Raw genomic sequence first — 18,996 nt, 5'->3', positions numbered from 1 at the left:
TAACTAAATTGCATTTTTTTTACAAGTCTTATTCTGGATGACAAGGCACTTTAAAGTTAGAGAGGCGCGTGAAGGAGACGTCGCTCAATTGGCAGAGGGTTTTTACGCATTTGAGGTTCGGTCCGTTTTTATTGAACCCTTTGACGGATCTGATCTCATAGAAAGTACGCTTGCTGTTCCGTACGAAAAAATATATGATTTTGATGCAACCTCTTTAAAAGAGCATATCGGTAATGCCGAGGCTGCCTTATTTGTTGTTGATGATCTCGATTTTAGACCAAGAGGCTACATTGCTGTTTCCCACTTTTGGAATGGCTATGCTTCCATCGATGATCTCGCGGTTGATCAGGGTCTGCGTCGTTTAGGCGCGGCAAAATTGTTGATGAATGCCGCGGCTAATTGGGCACAACAAGAAGGGTTGGCAGGACTACGTTTGGAGACGCAAAATAATAATGTTGCCGCTTGTAAATTCTACAAGCAGTACGGGTTTATCCTCGGAGGCTATGATCAGTACCTGTATAGCGGTATCCAAACAGAAAAGGCAGAAACTGCACTCTTTTGGTATCTCCGTTTTCTATGAGGGCTAAGCCATTAACGCCATAAAAGACAGAATCCTAATTCGGTTCACGACAAGAAAGATTGTTTACCCCCTTAAAACTGGTTGAACACCGTATCAGCTCGATACTTGAGCCGTCCAGACAAGTAAATTGAGCCGTAAGAGAAAGCAATCTCGGCGCAAAAAAACGGACCTTTATACCGTTAATCATAAAATAGCAGCAATGGCAACAATAACAAAGATAACCTTAGGTAAAAATGGACCACTTGTGTCCAAGCTCGGACTAGGATGTATGCGCATGTCGCCCGTTTGGGGAGGACAGGTGAACGATGAAAAGGAAAGCATCGCTACCATTCAAATGGCCTTAGACAATGGTATTAATTTTTTGAACACAGGCGACTTTTACGGTAGTGGTCACAACGAATTATTAGTAGGTAAAGCCATTAAGAATAGACGCGATGAGGCTTTCATAAGCGTCAAGTTTGGTGCGATCTTTTATGGAGGCCAATGGATTGGGCTCGACTTACGCCCCATAGCCATCAAAAATTTCATAAATTATTCTTTAGTTAGGTTGGGAATAGATACCATCGATCTTTATCAACCCTGTAGAATGGATAACAGTGTTCCGGTAGAAGATATTATAGGAACTATTGCAGACCTGATTAAAGAAGGAAAGGTACGTCACCTCGGTGTCTCAGAAATAACGGCCGAACAACTACGAAAAGCGAATAGTGTTTACCCGGTGTCGGCATTGGAAATAGGTTATTCATTGGCTGACCGTCAAATCGAGCATGATCTGCTTCCCACTGCTAAAGAGCTAGGTATAGGTGTAGTAGCCTTTGCCAATACGGCCGAAGGTTTACTCACCGGTGAAATGAAAGCGCCGCTTCCGGCCGATAGCTACCAAAATCACTTCGCGCGTTTTCAAGGAGAGAATCTGATTAGGAATCTGGAAAAAGTGGAATTTTTAAAGCAAATGGCGAAAGAAAAAGAATGCACGCCAACGCAGCTAGCCATTGCTTGGGTAAATAAACAAGGTGATCATGTAATGCCATTGGTAAGCATGAGCAGGAGATCCCGGCTACCGGAGAATATGCAAGCGATGGAAATAAACTTCACGGCAGAGGAGATGAACGCCCTCAATACACATTTTTCACCCAATGCAATACTCGGTGGTACTTATTTACAGCGCTAATCGGACTACGCATAAATTCTGTCTGTTTTATATCTTTACATCATGACGAGTCCAACCGAAATAGTCCCTGGAGTAATTTTTTTTTCCTATCTTTCAAGTAAGAGGAAGGAAAAAGGAGCATTCTTGGGGCACAACATCTTGGTGTTGCTAGTTTCAGGCTATTTCACGTTGGAAACTGCGGATCAAAAAATTTCAATGAGTCGCGGCCAGATGTTATTAATGCGAAAAAATCAGCTGGGAGAGATTACTAAAACGCCCTTGGAGAATGAGGACTATCAGACGATTGTTATAAGCCTGCAAGAAGATTTGTTACGGCAGATTGCGCTTGAAGAGCAAATTGAGATAGGACAAAAATATGCCGGACCTTCCAATATTCTCATCCCTGAAAACGATTTTTTAGCGGCCTTTTTTCAATCCATTATTCCCTATATTCGTCATCCTGAGGAAAAAATAATCAATACGTTAGGCTTGTTAAAAGTAAAAGAGGTCGTATATCTGTTGCTTAATACCATGCCTCAGCTCAAAGAATTTTTGTTCGATTTTTCTGAGCCCTATAAGATCGATTTGGAAAAATTTATGTTGAATAATTTTCATTATAACATTCCTATTGAAAAATTTGCCGGGCTTACAGGAAGAAGCCTGGCTAGTTTCAAGCGTGATTTCCATAAGATATTCGGCATGGCACCTCGCCATTGGCTGCAAGAAAGAAGACTGGCCGAAGCCCGACATCTTATAGAAAGAAAGAACAAGAAGCCCTCTGCCATCTACCTTGATCTCGGATTTGAAAGTCTTTCACATTTTTCACACGCTTTTAAGAAGAAATTCGGCAAAGCACCCACTGAGTGGGTGCTCTAAAAGTTTTCGAGAGTTCGACTATTTTGTGCCTTTTTCCAGTAGCGCAGCTGCACACCAAAGGTAAGGTGCTTGCCCATGAAGATCTCCAGCATTTCGCGGACGGTCGTGATAATACTGTTTGTCATTCTTTTTGCCGGTACCGATGCAAACCTCGGTTACATTATTACGCTGGTCAATGTAAGGAACCATCGCCAGCCACGCTTTGCGTGCAGCCGGAGCGTAGGATGCCGCATCCAACCACCCTTCCTTCACACCAACAATAAAAGCGTAAGCGAACATCCCTGTTCCTGAGGTTTCCGGCCAGAAATCAGGTTCATCAATAAGCTGGTTCCACATACCACTTTCCCCCTGATAATTTTTCAAACTCTTCATCATTGTCAAATAACCTTCCATAATACGTGATCGATCTGGATGGTCTAAAGGTAATAACCTTAACAGATTTGGCATTCCTACTGCCATCCATCCGGCGCCTCTCGCCCAATAATAGGGGACGTCAGGAGCGTGGTAGAAAAGGCCATTGGGACGCTGTAACTCATTTAAGTAAAGTACCATTTCCTTTGCCGCTCGATCCAGGTATTTACGATCACCCGTCACTTTATATGCTTCACTTTGTACAACCGTAATCATATACATATCGTCAATCCAAAGACGTGTCTGCCAGGAGTACCCCTTATCTGCCCAGGCTTTTTCCTCTGCTTTAGCATTTGTTGGCACATTCCATTGCGAATCAGCATAGGCCAGTCCTAAAGTTTTATAGCGCTCTTCTTTTGTTATCTGATAAAGCTTGAGTGCGAGACTTCCAAACATATTATAATCCACATGGTTCATGGGAGGCAATAATACCCTTTCTGTTGTAAAAAAAGGTTCAAATTTTTCCTGCAGGAGTTTAATAAGCTTCTGGTCATTAGTTTTTACAGCATAGTCCAAAGCGCCATTCCAGGTGCATACCTCTGCATAATGGATAAACCGTCCGGCATATAGCTCATGCCTCCCATCTATAAAATGATAAGCCAATCGTTTACCAACTTCCGTCGGCGTTGATCCTTTCGGAAAGTTGGTCAACACATTTTGCGCCAATAAGATTTGAAACGAACATACTGTTAGTAATAACAAAAATGGTTTTTTTAAATACTTCATTGAATGGTTTTTTAATTATGAGAAAATTTAAGTTTTTTTGAAAGCATGATTAATCGTTTTGCTATCTGAGATCCTTTTCAAGTATAGGACCGGATCGGTTTATGGTATCAGCTTCGTTCCGTTCACCTGGCTTCTCTCTTTTCTTCCACGCTCCCGGAAGTCGATTTCCTTCCACATCGTCCCGATCCGGTGTAGGGTTTTGAGGCTTCGAATCACCGGTCTCTACGATCCATTCATCAAGAACCTTTCGCAGATAAGCTAGTATCTTCTGATTACTGCCCACCTCTGCCACATTGGTAAACTGAAAGGTATCTCCGGATAGGTTATAGAGTTCTTCTGGCTTTCGCGGCTTCAGGAAAACATCTTCCTGCGCTGCGTTGGTCAAGCCTCTCTCATAAGCTTCCCAAAGTTCTTTGCCTGCCGGGAACATCTTCGTTGATTCACCGGCAAGGTTCTGCCTTTCAGGGAAGCCATTTCGGATATATACCCAATCCTTATAGCGAACCATGCGTTCGTAACCTTGAAACACGTGCCAGTTATGTTCAGCAAAAACAAAATCACGTATCATCTGTTCGCGGCCTTGTAGCACCCCGAAAAAGCTTTTTCCCTGTATTCGCTTATCTGTTGTAGCGATTCCTGCTATGTCCAGCATGGTAGGGGCGATATCAATGGCGCTAAATAAGGAGCTATTCTCGGCGATATTTATGCCAGGGCCGATCATAATAAAAGGGCTTTTTATACCGCTATCATATAATCTCACTTTGTTGCGCGGAAAAGGGCTCCCGTTATCACTCATAAAAATGATATAGGTGTTTTCAAGAATGCCTTGATGTTTAAGTTCTTCCACCACCTTTCCAACATAGTAGTCGAGACGGGAAATCTCATGGTAATAGGCCGCCAAATCTTTGCGCGTTTCAGGACCGTCGTATAACATGGGCGGCACCTTTAACTTTTCCGGATCGTGTGTTATACCCCGTTCATCGAACTGCCAGTCGCGGTGCGCATCGTGCGAAGCAAACCACATAAAAAAGGGTTTGTTCTCAGGTCGGTTTTGAAGGATAGACACCCAGTCTTCCTCCGCACCGGGGCCCTTACCTGACGAAATCATATCAAATGCTTTTTTTACAGCGGGGCCCATATGGTTTTTGCCCGAAAGTGCTGTATAATATCCTGCTTTTCTGAGTATCTCCGGAAACATGATTTGCCTTGCCGGGAGCGGATCATGTAGTTCCGGCGCCCCCGTGTTATGTGGGTACCGGCCGGTAATGATGCTGCTTCTACTGGGGCTACAACTGCTGGTTGTAAGATACATGTTCTTAAATACTAACCCGGCAGAACCTAAGGCGTCAATATTAGGCGTTCTTACATCCTTGTTGCCATAGCAGCCAATATCGCCCCAACCAATATCATCGGCAATGATGAGGACGATATTAGGCTGACTGGCAGTCTCACGCTGGGCAAATAATAATTGAAAAGAAAATATTGCCAACATGAAAAGAAATCGTTTCTTGCACATCATATTTTTGATTTTTATTGATTTATTAATCCATTACATAATTCAATAGACCTATGTAATGCTTAATTCGTAGTATCTTCATCAGCTACGGCATCCTGCCAGTTAGTCCACATTTCAACTCCTGCGTCATAGCCGCTGTAACCGGGATTTTGATGTAATTTGGCATACAGGTTAGAATTAATTGCATCCTGAGGAATGGGCCAATAAATATTATGAGGCGCTATGGTATAGCTTCTATTCCTAACAGTTACCTTGTTTTTGTTATAATAATCGTTGTAATGTTGAATACGCTGGTACCAATAATTGTTGTCTGATAAGTTATTTAGTTGATACGTATTACCCCATTCGTCTGCTTTATTGCTCAATGCCAAACTATAGGATATGCGGCTTAATTCCATGTGTCTCCATTCTTCCATATATAGTTCACGAGCGCGCTCATTAACGATATCACCAATGGTAACGCTTGCATAGAACTGGCTACAATGTGCTCTTTTTCTTACGGTATTGACATCTGCTGTCGCCATTCCAATATTTCCTTTATAAAATTGTGCCTCTGCCCTTAGTAGATAGGTTTCTGCCAAACGGTAGCAGTACCAGTCGGCAGCTCCACCATCATTTCTGTTCGAAGTAGGCGTTGCTAGGAATACAGGGTCATCGATGTATATCTTATAGTGAGGCCAATTAAACCAGCTGCGGATTGTATCGGTGCATAAGAGCGTGGTACCTTCGTACAGGCGCAAGTTTTGTCCATAATAGGCATCTGTAGGATCATTATATTTAAGCATCTCCATGCGGGCCCAGTTGCCGACGGTGCTGTTGTGCCGCAAATCAGTCGTATCTTCAATTCCGTTAACAGACCAAAGACCGTATTGAGCAAAATGAGTAGGTCTTATCAATCCGATCCCTCTGCCTACCGAACCATTAATGTCATATTCAGCTCTATATTTAGAATCGGTTTTGGCGGCAGCCAACAGAACCTTTCCACTGGGTGATTTCAATGCCGCCTGGTTCCACATAGGACCCCAGTTGCGCATCGATTTATACCGAATGGTAGCATCTGTGCCCTCGCGATTAGGCATTACCAGGATCGCTTCTTTATTTGCTACGATAGCTTTATTTATAGGGCGATGCAAGTCCCATATCACATTGCGGGTAACAGGCCATGCAATAGGAGAGGGATTATCAAATGTACCAAAGTTTTCCGTCATCAATGCATATCCCGAACGATCAATCAGTATATTGGCCTGTTCAATTGCCTTATCCCACTGGCCCGTGGCTAGGTAGCATTTGATTAAAAGCTGACGGCAAGCGGCCTTATTGATCATGCCAACATAGGCCATTTGCGATTGTTCCGGCACCCATTCCACCGCTTTCTCCATATCCGCGGTAATCATTTCCAAAATAGCTGCGCGACTGGAAGTTTTATAGTTTTGTTTGGGTGCTGTTAATATTTTCGTCACCAGTGGTACATCTCCAAATTGGAAACAAAGTGCCAAATACCGAAAAGACCGATGAAAGTAGGCTCTACCTAGGTATTCGCGCTTGGTAGCGTCATCCAAATCCGGCACATTATCAATGAAACTCGTAATTGTATTGGCATATTTGATACCCATATAGGTCTGATCCCAGAAAAAAGAAATCGTGTTTATTTGATTGTCGTGCATTCCGTCCGTCGGCGTAAGGCGCGTTGCCACATCAGCAAAAATGTTACCGTCGTCTGTTTTACCGGAAACCGCTACGTCCGACAGCATATACTCGGTACTAATCGGGACAGATACATCCCTTGTTTCCAAATGGCTCCAATAGGTACGCAAATGCCTGTCTGCCATCGCCACGGTCGCGTCTAAACCAGAACGTGTTGAAAAGGTAAGTTCAGGTTCGTAAAACGAAAGTGGATCTGGCTTTAAATAATCCTTTGTGCAGCTGGCCAATAAAGTAACTGATAATATACTGATAACCGATATATAATAAGTCTTCGTTTTCATAATTAATGTTTTTAAAAAGTTAGGTTTACCCCCAAAGTGAATATTCTTGGTGCCATCGCCCCAGTTTCGATATCCCAATACCGCCAATTCTTATCTTTGTACCATACGGCCGCATTCCGAACCGAACCAAAAACTCTTATATTTTCGATGTGGTAGCGCGAGATTAATTTACTAGGTAATGCATAGCCCAAACTTATATTGTCCAACCTGATGAAAGATCGGTCGAATACTCTTTGGGGAGCGTTAAGACCCGCAGGTCCTTTCGATTCTAATCGCGCCCAAAAATCACTTGGGTTTTCCGGTGTCCAATAAGGTTTCTCATAAGTATTTGCCAAGCCCTGGCTAATCGTTGAGGTTCCGTTGTCCTGATTCAGATAAGCCCCGTTCGTGCTCTTATGCCCCCAGTATGAATAGATATTAAAAGAAAAGTTAAAATTTTTATAAGTGAAATTGTTCCGTAGCGACCACATAATAGGCGCCTGCGTTTGCCCCAAAAACTCTTTATCATTATCGTTGTAGACAGGACGCATGCTCCCGTCTGCATTTTGGATATCATCGGCGGTGTAGTTATTGGCTACTTTAGGATCGCCGGGACGTTGTCCGTACCGGGCGGCTTCGTCTATTTCATCAACCTGCCAAATTCCCGTTACTTTATAATTCCAGATAGCGCTGATAGGCTGGCCAATAAACCATCCATTTCCAATGTCGTCTACTTCTTTGCTGGCCACCACATTACCATTCGCATCCAGCACATCCTGATATTGGTAATACAGGTGCTTAATGGTGTTTTTATATTTTGAAAAACCAAAAGAAGTGCTCCAACTAAAGTCCTTTTTCATGATGTTCTGTGTATTGATGGCTATTTCGAATCCATTGTTTTGCACTTCACCCAAATTGGTAGTAATGCTGGTAAAACCCGAAAAATTCGGTAAAGACTGGTTCATGATCATGTCGGTAGTGGACATTTGAAAATAATCCAAGGTCGTTGCTATACGATTATCCAGAAAGCCGAAGTCCAAACCGATATTGAACGAAGCGGTTTTCTCCCACTGCAGATCCTTGTTGGCTAAGCGGTCTATCCGTAAGTACTGATACTGTATATAGTCGCCATTTGCGTTGATATAGCCCTGCGTGCCCACACCATTGGCTAAGTTGGCCAATGCAATATAAGGGTTTGCAAGCGAACGATTGCCATTTTGTCCGTAAGACAGGCGCAGTTTCCCATTACTCATGGCATTCCAATTAAAGAAATTTTCTTTGGTAAACGTCCAGGCTAATCCGGCAGACAAAAAAGTAGCCCGTGGATTGGAGGTACCAAATGCCGAGTAGCCATCCCTGCGTACCGAACCCGTAAACATATACTTATCGTCATACGAATAGAAAAGGCGGGCCAACATACCGTCTGCCGTTTGCCGACTGTCTTCGGTATCAAATTCACTTCGCAACCTGTCTCCACCACTCGTTTCATGAAAGCCCAACGCATCGGTAGGTGTTATATTCCGGGCCCTGATAACATCCCACCAGTATCGCCGCTCTTCCGCTTCCTGCACCAGGGTTATATTTACTCGGTGCTTTTCGGCAAAGGTTTGCTCCCAGTTAATCGTGTTATTGATCGACCAGTCAAAGCGTTTACTGTTTTCGCGATCTACCCCCGCATTATTAGAAAGCGGGTTCCAATCCGGGTGTGTTGATGAAGCAAAATAGCGTTTGTAGAACCACTGATACCTGGGCGAACCATTAAATGAATAGGTAATGTTAAAAGGCAGTTTTATTTTAGCTGTGAAAATGGAATTTAACACGGTATAGCCACTTTCCAGATCTTGGAATTGTCTGTCAAAATCATAATTATAGCCTCTAATAAGCCCCGTAAGACCGGAACCCTGCGGGTGTACTTCGAGGTTCCCGTTCTCATCTCGATAAGACCCAAAAGGGCTATTTAACGTGATAGCTCTACCCCAATCCGTGGCGATGTTTCCGTCCGTACGATCCTGAAAATTTATATTCGCACCAATATTTAACCAGTCTGTCACCTTACCATCTACTTTGAGGTTCGACCGTACAGCCCGGTAATTGTCGCCTACGATAACACCCTGATTAGACAAATATCCGGCGGACATATAATAATTTATCTTATCGCTGGCACCGGAAATACTCACATTATGATCTTGATTAAAACCGTTACGGAAACTATGATCGTACCAATCGAAGGTCTTTCCGGCAAGATAATTCGTTAATACATTATGATCGAGACCGATCCGTCTGGCAAATATTTCTTCATTGGAAGCATCGGCTCCGTTAACGGAATAAGCTAGCCAATCGGCCTCCGTTATTCCATATTTAGCCAGCATTTCGGGGGTCAGTTTTTCATAATAACCAGGCTTACCTTTAGCAGATAGAGCGTCGGTACTACCGGACATATAAGGCTCGTAATTACCTGTAGTCGGATTGATGTCATACGTACCGGCGATGTACCAGTCTTGCCTGTATTGTAAATACCCCTCGGGGCCCCAAACCGGTCGGTTGGCACCCATCGTTGAAAGTCCTAGGTTTGAGGTAAAATTAATTTTGGGCTTTCCCTGCTTTCCTTTTTTTGTGGTAATGATGAGTACCCCGTTAGCAGACTGCGCACCATAGACAGCCGCTGCCGATGCATCTTTCAATACATCGATCTGTTCAATATCGTCCGGATTAATTTCGGATAGCTCGCCATAGAAAATCACCCCATCCAAAATCAACAAAGGAGAGTTATGGTTCGCTTCCGTATATACTGAACGCTGGCCACGTATGTTGATACTACCACCGTTTTTTGCTGATGCATCCAGTCCAATCGTTAAACCGGGTGTACCCCTTAAAATATCTTGAACGGTACGCGGATTTTCATCGGCAATTTCATCCGGTTTCAGCTGTGTAATCGCCCCGGTTAGGTCACTCTTTCTGGCAGTACCGTATCCCACCACCACTACTTCATCGAGGTCACTCAATGTTTCCTTCAAGGTAACATTTATCGTTGTGTTGCTATTAAATGGCACTTCTACCGGGGCATAACCCATTAGGCTGAAAACGAAGATACCGTTGGCTAGGGAAGTTTTGATTTCAAAAACACCATTTTCATTGGTTTTTGTACCTGCGGTTGTGCCTTTAATGCTCACGGTTGCCCCCGGTAATGGGGTGTTGTGTTCATCGGTCACCCGTCCGGAAAAACTCCGTAGCTGTAAGGGGCTTATCTGTGTTGCAGTCACCTGAGGTGTTTTCCTGATGGTAATAATCCCATCTTCCAATGACCAGGCAAATCCATTTTCATCTAATATAACACGCATCGCGTCAACAAAATCCACCTGATTCAATTGAGCGGTAATGCGTCGATCCGCTATATTATCTCCACGAAACAAAAATGAATACCCATGTTGTTTTTGAATTTCAAGTAATACCTCGCGAAGCGTTTTATTACGGGCATTTAGCGTAACAGTTTGTGCCTTGGTTTCGGCCATAACTTGTATGGTAAAGGCGACCGTTAAGAGAAGCGCTAATTTCATAGTAAGTAATAATCGGTATCTATAGGGGCAATAAAACACCCTTATACGTGATGTAAAAATCATATATTTGTTTAGTTTGGCTTTTAAAAATTGGTTTTTCGGCAGCTTCAGGAAGAATGTGCCGAATATCAAAATCCAGACAGAATGAGCGGGTGATGTCGTTACCATCATCCGCTTTTTTGCGGATATGTTTGATCAGTTTGGTTTTATGTTTCTATCATGGTTACTCCTCTTTTTTGGGTTTTCTATCTAATGAATTGGTTAATTTTATCGTTGTTCTCCGAAAACAATCAGTTGTTTTCTTTGCCCTTTTTGGACGACCTTAAATTTCAACTCGCTCTTTTCAAGCGCTTTTAAAACAGCACTTAATGGTTTGTTGCGGTCGATATAAGCAAATAGGTTGGCCTCTGGTCGCGTTCCTTCATAAATTACATCCAAGTCGTACCATCGTGCCAACTGCGTAATGGCTACGGCTGTGGGCGTTCTATTAAAATAGAAAAAGCCATCCTTCCAGGCAGTATACGCTGCAATATCTACCTTGGATTTTGTGATTCGCCCGTTACTCAGCCTTCCCTGTTCACCGGGTATCAATATTACCGTTTTATCCAGGGAAGCAGTGCCTTCGGATTTTGCGGACCAGGACAAGCGTATCTTACCATCCACCAAGGTGGTCTTGGTTTCATTTTCATCTGGATAGGCAGTGATATTAAATTCTGTACCTAAAACTTCAATCTCTTGGTTTTTGCTAAGCACCTTGAAGGGTCTTTGACGGTCATTTTTGATGTCAAAATAAGCCTCACCACTGATCTCCACAATACGCTCTTTGCCAATAAAATTACTTGGATACTTAATAGTAGAAGCAGCATTGAGCCAGACTTTAGAACCGTCGGGTAAGGTCATCCGATAGGTTCCGCCTCTTGGTGTAGAAAGTTCCAGTGTAGAAATCGTTTGCACTGTTCTACCTACGTCGGGTAGCACTGCGAGCGATGAACCATCTTCATAGGTGATTTGGCCATTTTCAATAATAATTCCCGATTGCCCGGTGCTCAAATCTATTTTCCGACCGTCTGTTAAGGTAAGGAATGCATTATTGCCGCCGGTTGATATATCTTCAGCTGCGATTTCGTGCACTTGGTGTACCTCTTGATTATAGGTATACCAGATGCCAGCAAATGAGATAATCAATATGGCCGCTGCATAGGGAAGTATGCGCCTTATTCGCTGACGGAAATGCAGGTTCCTGATGGACGCCTCCTGCTGCGCAATGGCAGCTTCCAAACGAGCATCGTCTGCTACCGATCGCCTGGGAATCGCATACCAATCCCGAACATGAGTTTCGAGGCTTTCCTCGTCAATCACTTTGTTTAAGAGTTCCCAATTGGCAGGATCTGCAGCAGCCCAAGCCATGAGTTCAGCATGCTCAGCCTGCGTGAGAATGCCTTTTAGGTGCTTGTAAAGTAATTGACTGATCCGTTCCATTTTTTCTGTCTATTTGTTGGTTAGGGGTACAGATAATATAGATACGGATGCAGAGGATAAACCTTACCAAAAAAAATTCATTTTTTTATTAGGTCGTTGATAATGCATAGGGAAGATGCGATCATCCAAACCAAATAATAACGTTGATGATTATGGTAGCTTGGCGAGCCACAAGAGAAATAAAAGATTTCCCTTCAATAATTTGCGGAGGGTACTTACTGCCTTTGATTTCTGGGTGAATATCGATGACTCCGTCATGCCTGTTTCGCTTACAATTTCATCGGTAGTCTTGCCTTCAAGGAAACTCTTTCGGAAGACGTTTTGCTGACTAGGAGGTAGTTTGTCCACCGCTTCCTCAATTTGTTGCAATAGTTCAGCGTATAAGATACGATTATAAACTTCGGGAGCTTGTATTGCAAGGTCATCTATATTTTCCGGTAAGTACTGCATAGGGCGTGTGCGGCTGCTGCGCAAATTATCAATACAAGCATTGCGTGTAGCGATGTAGAGAAAAGCTTTAATTTGCTGCTCCGTACGAATCTGCTGGCGGTTATTCCACAGCTTGAGCATGCTATCGCTTGCAATCTCTTCCGCCAATGCGTGGTTATGCACATACGAAAAGGCAAAATGCTGTAGCGGACGCGAGTAATAACGGTAAACTCCGTCAAACGTTTTCCGTTCTCCAGCATTAAACGCATTGATATCCACTACAAAAGAGGGCATAGGTCAAATTGATTCTGATAGCTAAATCTCAAATGTCGAAAAAAAAAGTGAAACCGAAAAATTTGACAAAAGCAGCTCCTTTTAGTTCTAAATCGATTTATTAATTCCGCCGTAATCGGCTTACGCAGAAATATTCTAGTCGATTTAACACTTGTCTATTTAGGGTCTAAGTGACGTTTATCAAGTAAATTTTGTGTCAAATGTCCTTGTCATGACTTGTAAAAGTATCTGACCTTTGATTCATAAAAAGTAAAATATGAAATTAAAGGATAAAGTAACTGTAGTTACCGGAGGTAACAGCGGTATAGGTTTCGGAATTGCAGAGGCGTTGAAAAACGAAGGTGCTGTGGGCGTTATCACCGGGAGGAACCGAGAAACGCTCGACCAATCTGTTAAACACTTAGGGAACAGTTTTATCGGACTCCAAGGTGATGTGACGAAGTTGGATGATTTGGAACGTATATTTAAGACTACATTCGATCATTTCGGCAAAATTGAGGTGCTTGTCGTCAATGCAGGGGGCGTTGCTGACGGTGCCAAAATGGGTGCTATTACCGAAGTTGAAGAAAAGGATTACGACCATTATATGGATCTGAACTTAAAAAGTCTCTACTTTACCGTTCAAAGAGCACTTCCTTTTATGAAAGATGGCGCTTCAATCGTGCTTATCGGCTCAAGTGCTGCACACCGTGCGGCCCCTGGAATGGCGATATACAGCGCCGCTAAAGCAGCTGTTATATCCCTAGCCAAAGGGATATCGTTGGACTTAATAGCGAGAAAAATTAGAGTAAACGTACTTTCTCCGGGAACAATCGATACCCCCGTATTTAGTAAACTGGTATCGCAGGAAGAGGTTGATCATGTTAAACGACTTTGGGTAAATCTTATACCTGCCGGGAGGATTGGTCAGCCCTCGGATATCGGAAAAGCTGCGGTATTTCTAGCATCTGATGATTCATCCTTCATCCTTGGTTCTGAGATTTTGGCGGATGGAGGCATGACAAATATCAGCTTGATGAAATAACCAACCAACAAACGTGCGCGTATAATCTCTCCGGATTTTAATATGCGTACGTTTGTGTCAATATATATAATGTAAAAAAAATAAGGCATTTCATAATATCGTTCAGGCCTTGATTTTTTTATCTGATTTTAAATAGCTTTGTAAAAAGCTGTTAAAAATGTTAGAATCTTTAGCTGCCTATCTGGCTGAAAGGGGTGACCTAAATAATGAAGAAATAAAGCGAGTTGAGGGCGTTGTGGTCCCGAAAAAACTTCGCAAGCGTCAATACTTATTACAAGAGGGAGATATCAGCTTTTATAATTCCTTTATTGCCAAGGGATGTCTAAGGCTTTATCAAGTAGGGAGGGACGGTTCCGAGCATATTTTAAGATTCGCGATCGAAAACTGGTGGATCAGCGATTATGAAAGCTATAATTCAGGCCTTCCTTCCAAGTATAATATTGAAGCGCTTGAGGACAGTCTATTGTTAATGATTCACAGAGATAAGTTTGAAGAGCTCGTCGAAACAATCCCTGCTTTTAAAAAACTGAGAGAAACACTTGATGCCAAAAATTTTGAAGTAAACCAAAAAAGAATCCTTAGCAATATTAGCGAAACTGCTGAAGAAAAATACGATAACTTCATCCAATCTTGCCCGCAGATTTATAGTCGAGTCCCTTTGCACATGATCGCGTCTTTTCTGGGCGTTTCGCGAGAAACACTTAGCCGCGTGCGACAGCAATATGCCAAAAACTCCACCAATAAATAATTAGATGATAGCCTGCTATTCATTCTTTAAGCGTGGAAAAATGAATAGCAAGCTATTATTCTATATGAGCAAACTATGCATCTGGAATTTCAGGTTCAACTAACTTAATCAACTTATCTAAAGATTCCTGCCAGCCCAAATAGCACATTTCTGCCGGTATTACAGCAGGTATTCCTTCCTGTAATACTTTTAATTCCGTACCTACGGACGTTTTGTTAAGCCACACGGAGGTTGTCATGACGCCCGGCAAATTGGGATCGTCAAATTTATCAGAATACTTTAAAAACTCATTGGTTTTCAATTCTAAATACTCTCCGCCAAAAGAGTGACTATTGCCCGTGCTAAAATTTTGAAACGACATTTTAAAGGAACCGCCTACGCGGACGTCCATATCATGTACGGTACAAAGAAAACCATAGGGGGGTAACCAAGAAGCGATTGCCAAAGCTTCTGTGAAAGCGCGATAAATTTTTTCCGGGGATGCTTTAATAACTCGGTGCAATGATACCTTATTTTCTGACATAACCTTATTTTTTACGTTATTCCTACTCGTTTGGCTTTTCGGATCGCCCGTTTTTTAGGTGGTTGCTGCTCCACCTTGGCGTAACTAATTGATCAATTTTGCCTTTAACAAATGTCATAACAAAATTCCATCTTAAAGAGGGGGTGATGCGACAGTTTAGTGGGCGGTTTATGCCGTTAGGGTAAGGATTGCCAAATGATGGATTACTATAATTGATCGATGGCTGCTTGGACACAAGTTAGCTTCCGAATGCACATAAAGCTATCGGCTTTTAATATCGAGACGATTATTGCGGATATCATCATTTAGTAAAACACGCTGCTTTAGTACAAAGTCGTTAAAGTTGCGAGCGGCTTTATGCCTCTTGTATGGAACGTAATAAGGACCTATAGACGAATAAATGCTTAGCGAATTCGCTAAACGTATATTATTTTGCTTTTGAAAAAGCCATTTTTATAGCCAAACCGGTAAGTACACTCGCCATAAACCACTTTTGAATTTTCAACCAAGTAGGTTTTCCGGAAAAAAAAGCGGCTACCTTTGCAGCGGATAGAACAATAATAAAATTAATACCAAAACTTACTATAATCTGTGTAAATCCTAGCTGCAGGCTTTGTGCGAGGACAGAGCCGTATACAGGTTTTATAAACTGTGGAAAAAACGATAAATAGAATACTGCCACTTTAGGATTAAGTACATTCGTTAGAAAGCCAACCGCAAATAATTTCCCGGGTTTATCTAAAGGGAGGTGCGAACTTGTTTCAAATATATTCTTGCTATTTGGCTTAATCGCTTGAAACGCTAGATATAAAAGATATATAACGCCTAATGTCTTTAAGATTGTATAAGCAAACGGCACGGCAAAAAGGATTGCTGTCAGCCCATATGAAACCATTATAATGTGAAACAGAAAACCGCAAATTACACCTACAAGAGATATTAATCCAGCTTTTCGTCCTTGTGTTAGCGTTCTTGAAATTAAGTAAATCATGTTTGGCCCTGGACTAACGACCAATATGAGCGCGGCTAATGCAAAAAATAAAATTTCGTTAAAAGGTATCATCACATTTTAGGTTAAAGATCTATATTTTTTGCTTTTAAAAAAAGAAAAAATTGCTGAGAAGCTGTTTATCCCGTACAAAGTAATCTCGTTTTCCGATAAAAATTTGCATTTAAAAGTATTCGCTCTATATTTGCGCATATTTTTAATCAGTCTAAATAATATATTATTTCAACTGATTTATCTTGCCAAATTGATATGAAGAAAACTTTATTCGTTTTAGTCGGCCTGTTCATTACTGCGACCACTCTTTGCGCTCAGCAAACATTTTCTGTTGAAGGATCGGTATTTTCACCAGATAATCTCCCTATTCCAGGTGCTTCTATTACTATTTTGGAAGGCAAAACAGTCAAGGGAAAAACACCCTCCAATAGCGAGGGTACATTTGTATTCAATGCCGTTAAAACCGGACATTATAGAATAGAGATCTCTGCATTAGGTTTACAAAAAACCACATTGGATATTAAAGTTGAGCATCAAAATTTGGTTTTGCAACCAACTATTTTGCAATCTAATGAAATAGCAATTGATGAAGTTGCTGTATACGGGAAATACTATCAAAATTATAAGTTAGATAGCCTATCGGGTTCTTTACGATTAAAGACTTCTATTTTAGAATTACCACAAAATATCCAGGTTATTTCATCCGATATTATGGCTGATCAGCAGGTATTTGATATCGTAGATGGCATCACCCGCAATATTAGTGGTGCAACACGTCAGGGACATTGGGATAATCAATACGCGAATATACGTATGAGAGGGTCAAAGATCCCAGCCTTTCGAAATGGAATGAACATTGAAGCATCTTGGGGGCCTACGGCAGAAGACGCATCCATGATAGAGCGCATAGAGTTTGTCAAAGGACCGGCAGGTTTTATGCTCGCTAGCGGCGAACCCGGTGGGTTTTATAATGTGGTAACCAAAAAACCTTCGGGCCGGCAAAAAGGGTCAGCAACGTTTAGCATGGGAAGTTTTAGCACCTATCGCGGTGCCTTGGATTTTGATGGCAAGTTAAGCCAAAACGGAAAATTACTCTATAGGTTAAATGTAGCCGCTCAACAAAAAGATTACTTTACAAAATACAATTATAATAATAGAGTTGTGGTAGCCCCTGTCTTAACCTACAAAGTAGACACCGCTACTTCCATCACCATTGAATATACTTATCAAGGATCAAAATATCTGACGAACGGAAACTATACTTTTTCTCCTAAGCAATTTGCAGACCCTGACATCGATAACGACTTTTTTTATGGCGACCCTTCCTTTGAACCAGGCAAATTAAGAGACCATAGCGCCTATCTCTATTTAGATCATAGTTTAAACTCCAAATGGAAGCTGCATGCACAATTAGCATATTTCAATTTTAATATGACTGCTAACAGCACTTGGCTAACTTATATGAAAGAAAATGGAGATATGCCTCGTAACTGGAGTATCGCTGATGAAACGGGAGAAAACAGATTTGCACAATTTTCTTTTAATGGGGAAGAAAGAACGGGAGGCATCAGGCATCGGATATTAGTCGGAGGTGATTTTGGCAACAAAAAATTCTGGGGTGATTTCAGAGAAATCTTAAAATCGCTACCCATAGAACTCAATGTGTACAACCCCCAGTATGGCATTTTGGGATCGGCATTTCCGGTGATCGACCGATCACAAAGTACCAAAGTGAGAGCCGGTGGTAGCAATTATGTTTCATCGGTTTCGTATATGTCCTTCTATGCACATGACGAATTGGCTTTCTTAGAAGATCAGCTTCGTCTTTCGCTAGGCTTAAGATTTACGAACGCCGAAACGGTTGGCAGAACAGGAGCGGCGGATATTAAGGACAACGTCTTGAGTCCACGGGTGGGGTTAAGTTATTCCATCGATAGAGCAACAAGCGTTTATTCTTTATTTGATCAATCTTTTGTTCCCGTTTCGGGAACAGATTGGGAAGGTAATGCCTTCAAACCGATTCGTGGTAACAACATCGAATTAGGGCTAAAAAGAGAATGGTTTGGCGGTAGATGGATTTCTACCCTCAGTGCATATACCATTAAAAGACAAAACCAACTTGTCACCGACTACGACCATCCTATGCCCGGTGGTAGCGCGCAATTCTTCCAAAAACAAGAAGGAGAAGCAAAAACACAAGGAATAGAGATGGATATTTCCGGCGAAGTGGTCCGTGGTTTAAATGTTAATGTGAATTATGCATTGACAGATTCAAAGATCACTAAATCAACCGACGAATCCGTCATCGGAAATATAACACCTAATACTGCTAAACATACAGCAAATGCGTGGCTCAGCTACCGTATACAAAAAGGCGTGCTAAAAGGATTTGGTTTAATGGGAAGTGTACAGACTATGTATGACCGCGCAATTGGAACTACAAAGGAAGCTAACTTCAAAAATTATGTGAGAACGGACGGAGGATTATCCTATCAAAAGAAAAGATATATGATCTCTTTCCTCATCAATAATTTATTGGACAACAGATCTTTGTTAACAGCAGGGTCCTTTAACAAAGCAAATGCAGAGGCTCAGGCTCAAGGAGGTGTAGATTATTACTCTTATATCGTGGAAGCGAGACGAAATATGCGTTTAGGAATTATGTATAAATTTTAAAAACCTTGGCACCGAAGGAGGCACCGCAATTTGCGGCGCCTCC

Annotated in this window: 14 protein-coding genes; 6 read left to right on the top strand and 8 right to left on the bottom strand. The window is 42.0% G+C overall.

The window, feature by feature from the left end:
- The first annotated feature begins 37 nt into the window (after positions 1-37).
- The 3 genes from ACH11B_RS04985 to ACH11B_RS04975 all read left to right on the top strand — a co-directional run bounded on the left by ACH11B_RS04985 (position 38) and on the right by ACH11B_RS04975 (position 2,606).
- A complete protein-coding gene (locus ACH11B_RS04985; protein WP_377611950.1) occupies positions 38-580 on the top strand; it encodes a GNAT family N-acetyltransferase in 543 nt (180 codons plus the stop codon).
- 199 nt (positions 581-779) lie between these two features.
- Positions 780-1,751 (top strand): aldo/keto reductase, encoded by a 972-nt coding sequence (locus ACH11B_RS04980; RefSeq protein WP_130854878.1) that lies wholly within the window; start codon positions 780-782, stop codon positions 1,749-1,751.
- A 42-nt stretch (positions 1,752-1,793) separates the two neighbouring features.
- Positions 1,794-2,606 carry an AraC family transcriptional regulator gene (locus ACH11B_RS04975; RefSeq protein WP_130854879.1) on the top strand — a complete coding sequence of 271 codons (813 nt, stop codon included), beginning with the start codon at positions 1,794-1,796 and terminating at the stop codon, positions 2,604-2,606.
- 18 nt (positions 2,607-2,624) lie between these two features.
- Here ACH11B_RS04975 and ACH11B_RS04970 read toward each other — a convergent pair whose 3' ends face one another.
- From ACH11B_RS04970 to ACH11B_RS04945, 6 genes are all read right to left on the bottom strand, one after another.
- The gene (locus ACH11B_RS04970; protein ID WP_013664244.1) at positions 2,625-3,743 is read right to left on the bottom strand and encodes a glycoside hydrolase family 88 protein; all 1,119 of its coding nucleotides are present in this window, start codon (positions 3,741-3,743) and stop codon (positions 2,625-2,627) included.
- Positions 3,744-3,804: 61 nt separating this feature from the next.
- On the bottom strand, positions 3,805-5,262 hold the full coding sequence (locus ACH11B_RS04965) for a sulfatase (RefSeq protein ID WP_377611948.1): 1,458 nt from the start codon (positions 5,260-5,262) through the stop codon (positions 3,805-3,807).
- 59 nt (positions 5,263-5,321) lie between these two features.
- Positions 5,322-7,244 carry a RagB/SusD family nutrient uptake outer membrane protein gene (locus tag ACH11B_RS04960; protein ID WP_377476614.1) on the bottom strand — a complete coding sequence of 641 codons (1,923 nt, stop codon included), beginning with the start codon at positions 7,242-7,244 and terminating at the stop codon, positions 5,322-5,324.
- Positions 7,245-7,255: 11 nt separating this feature from the next.
- Positions 7,256-10,777, bottom strand: a complete 3,522-nt coding sequence (locus ACH11B_RS04955; RefSeq protein ID WP_377611946.1) for a SusC/RagA family TonB-linked outer membrane protein — start codon at positions 10,775-10,777, stop codon at positions 7,256-7,258.
- Between the two features lie 267 nt (positions 10,778-11,044).
- The gene (locus ACH11B_RS04950; RefSeq protein WP_377611944.1) at positions 11,045-12,256 is read right to left on the bottom strand and encodes a FecR family protein; all 1,212 of its coding nucleotides are present in this window, start codon (positions 12,254-12,256) and stop codon (positions 11,045-11,047) included.
- Between the two features lie 150 nt (positions 12,257-12,406).
- Positions 12,407-12,979 (bottom strand): RNA polymerase sigma factor, encoded by a 573-nt coding sequence (locus ACH11B_RS04945; protein WP_013664239.1) that lies wholly within the window; start codon positions 12,977-12,979, stop codon positions 12,407-12,409.
- A gap of 256 nt (positions 12,980-13,235) precedes the next feature.
- On the opposite strand from ACH11B_RS04945, the gene ACH11B_RS04940 reads away from it, so the two are divergent.
- Both ACH11B_RS04940 and ACH11B_RS04935 read left to right on the top strand, forming a co-directional pair.
- Positions 13,236-14,003 carry an SDR family NAD(P)-dependent oxidoreductase gene (locus ACH11B_RS04940; protein WP_149105088.1) on the top strand — a complete coding sequence of 256 codons (768 nt, stop codon included), beginning with the start codon at positions 13,236-13,238 and terminating at the stop codon, positions 14,001-14,003.
- Between the two features lie 157 nt (positions 14,004-14,160).
- Positions 14,161-14,751, top strand: coding sequence for a Crp/Fnr family transcriptional regulator (locus tag ACH11B_RS04935; protein WP_377611942.1), 591 nt, complete (start codon positions 14,161-14,163; stop codon positions 14,749-14,751).
- Positions 14,752-14,824: 73 nt separating this feature from the next.
- Here the strand turns inward: ACH11B_RS04935 and ACH11B_RS04930 are convergent, their stop codons facing one another.
- Together ACH11B_RS04930 and ACH11B_RS04925 are read right to left on the bottom strand one after the other, a co-directional pair.
- Positions 14,825-15,274: an SRPBCC family protein gene (locus ACH11B_RS04930; protein ID WP_013664236.1), complete on the bottom strand. Its 450-nt coding sequence runs from the start codon at positions 15,272-15,274 to the stop codon at positions 14,825-14,827.
- 427 nt (positions 15,275-15,701) lie between these two features.
- Complete coding sequence (locus tag ACH11B_RS04925; protein ID WP_130854887.1) at positions 15,702-16,337, bottom strand: LysE family translocator; 636 nt, start codon at positions 16,335-16,337, stop codon at positions 15,702-15,704.
- Positions 16,338-16,532: 195 nt separating this feature from the next.
- Here ACH11B_RS04925 and ACH11B_RS04920 point away from each other — a divergent pair, with 195 nt between their 5' ends.
- Positions 16,533-18,953 (top strand): TonB-dependent siderophore receptor, encoded by a 2,421-nt coding sequence (locus tag ACH11B_RS04920; protein ID WP_377611940.1) that lies wholly within the window; start codon positions 16,533-16,535, stop codon positions 18,951-18,953.
- Positions 18,954-18,996: the final 43 nt, after the last annotated feature.

Source organism: Olivibacter sp. EAT-5 (genome assembly GCF_044784325.1).
Classification (GTDB): Bacteria; Bacteroidota; Bacteroidia; order Sphingobacteriales; family Sphingobacteriaceae; genus Olivibacter; species Olivibacter oleidegradans.
Note: the sequence above shows the minus strand (reverse complement) of the source record. Positions and strands in the feature narration are given on the sequence as shown.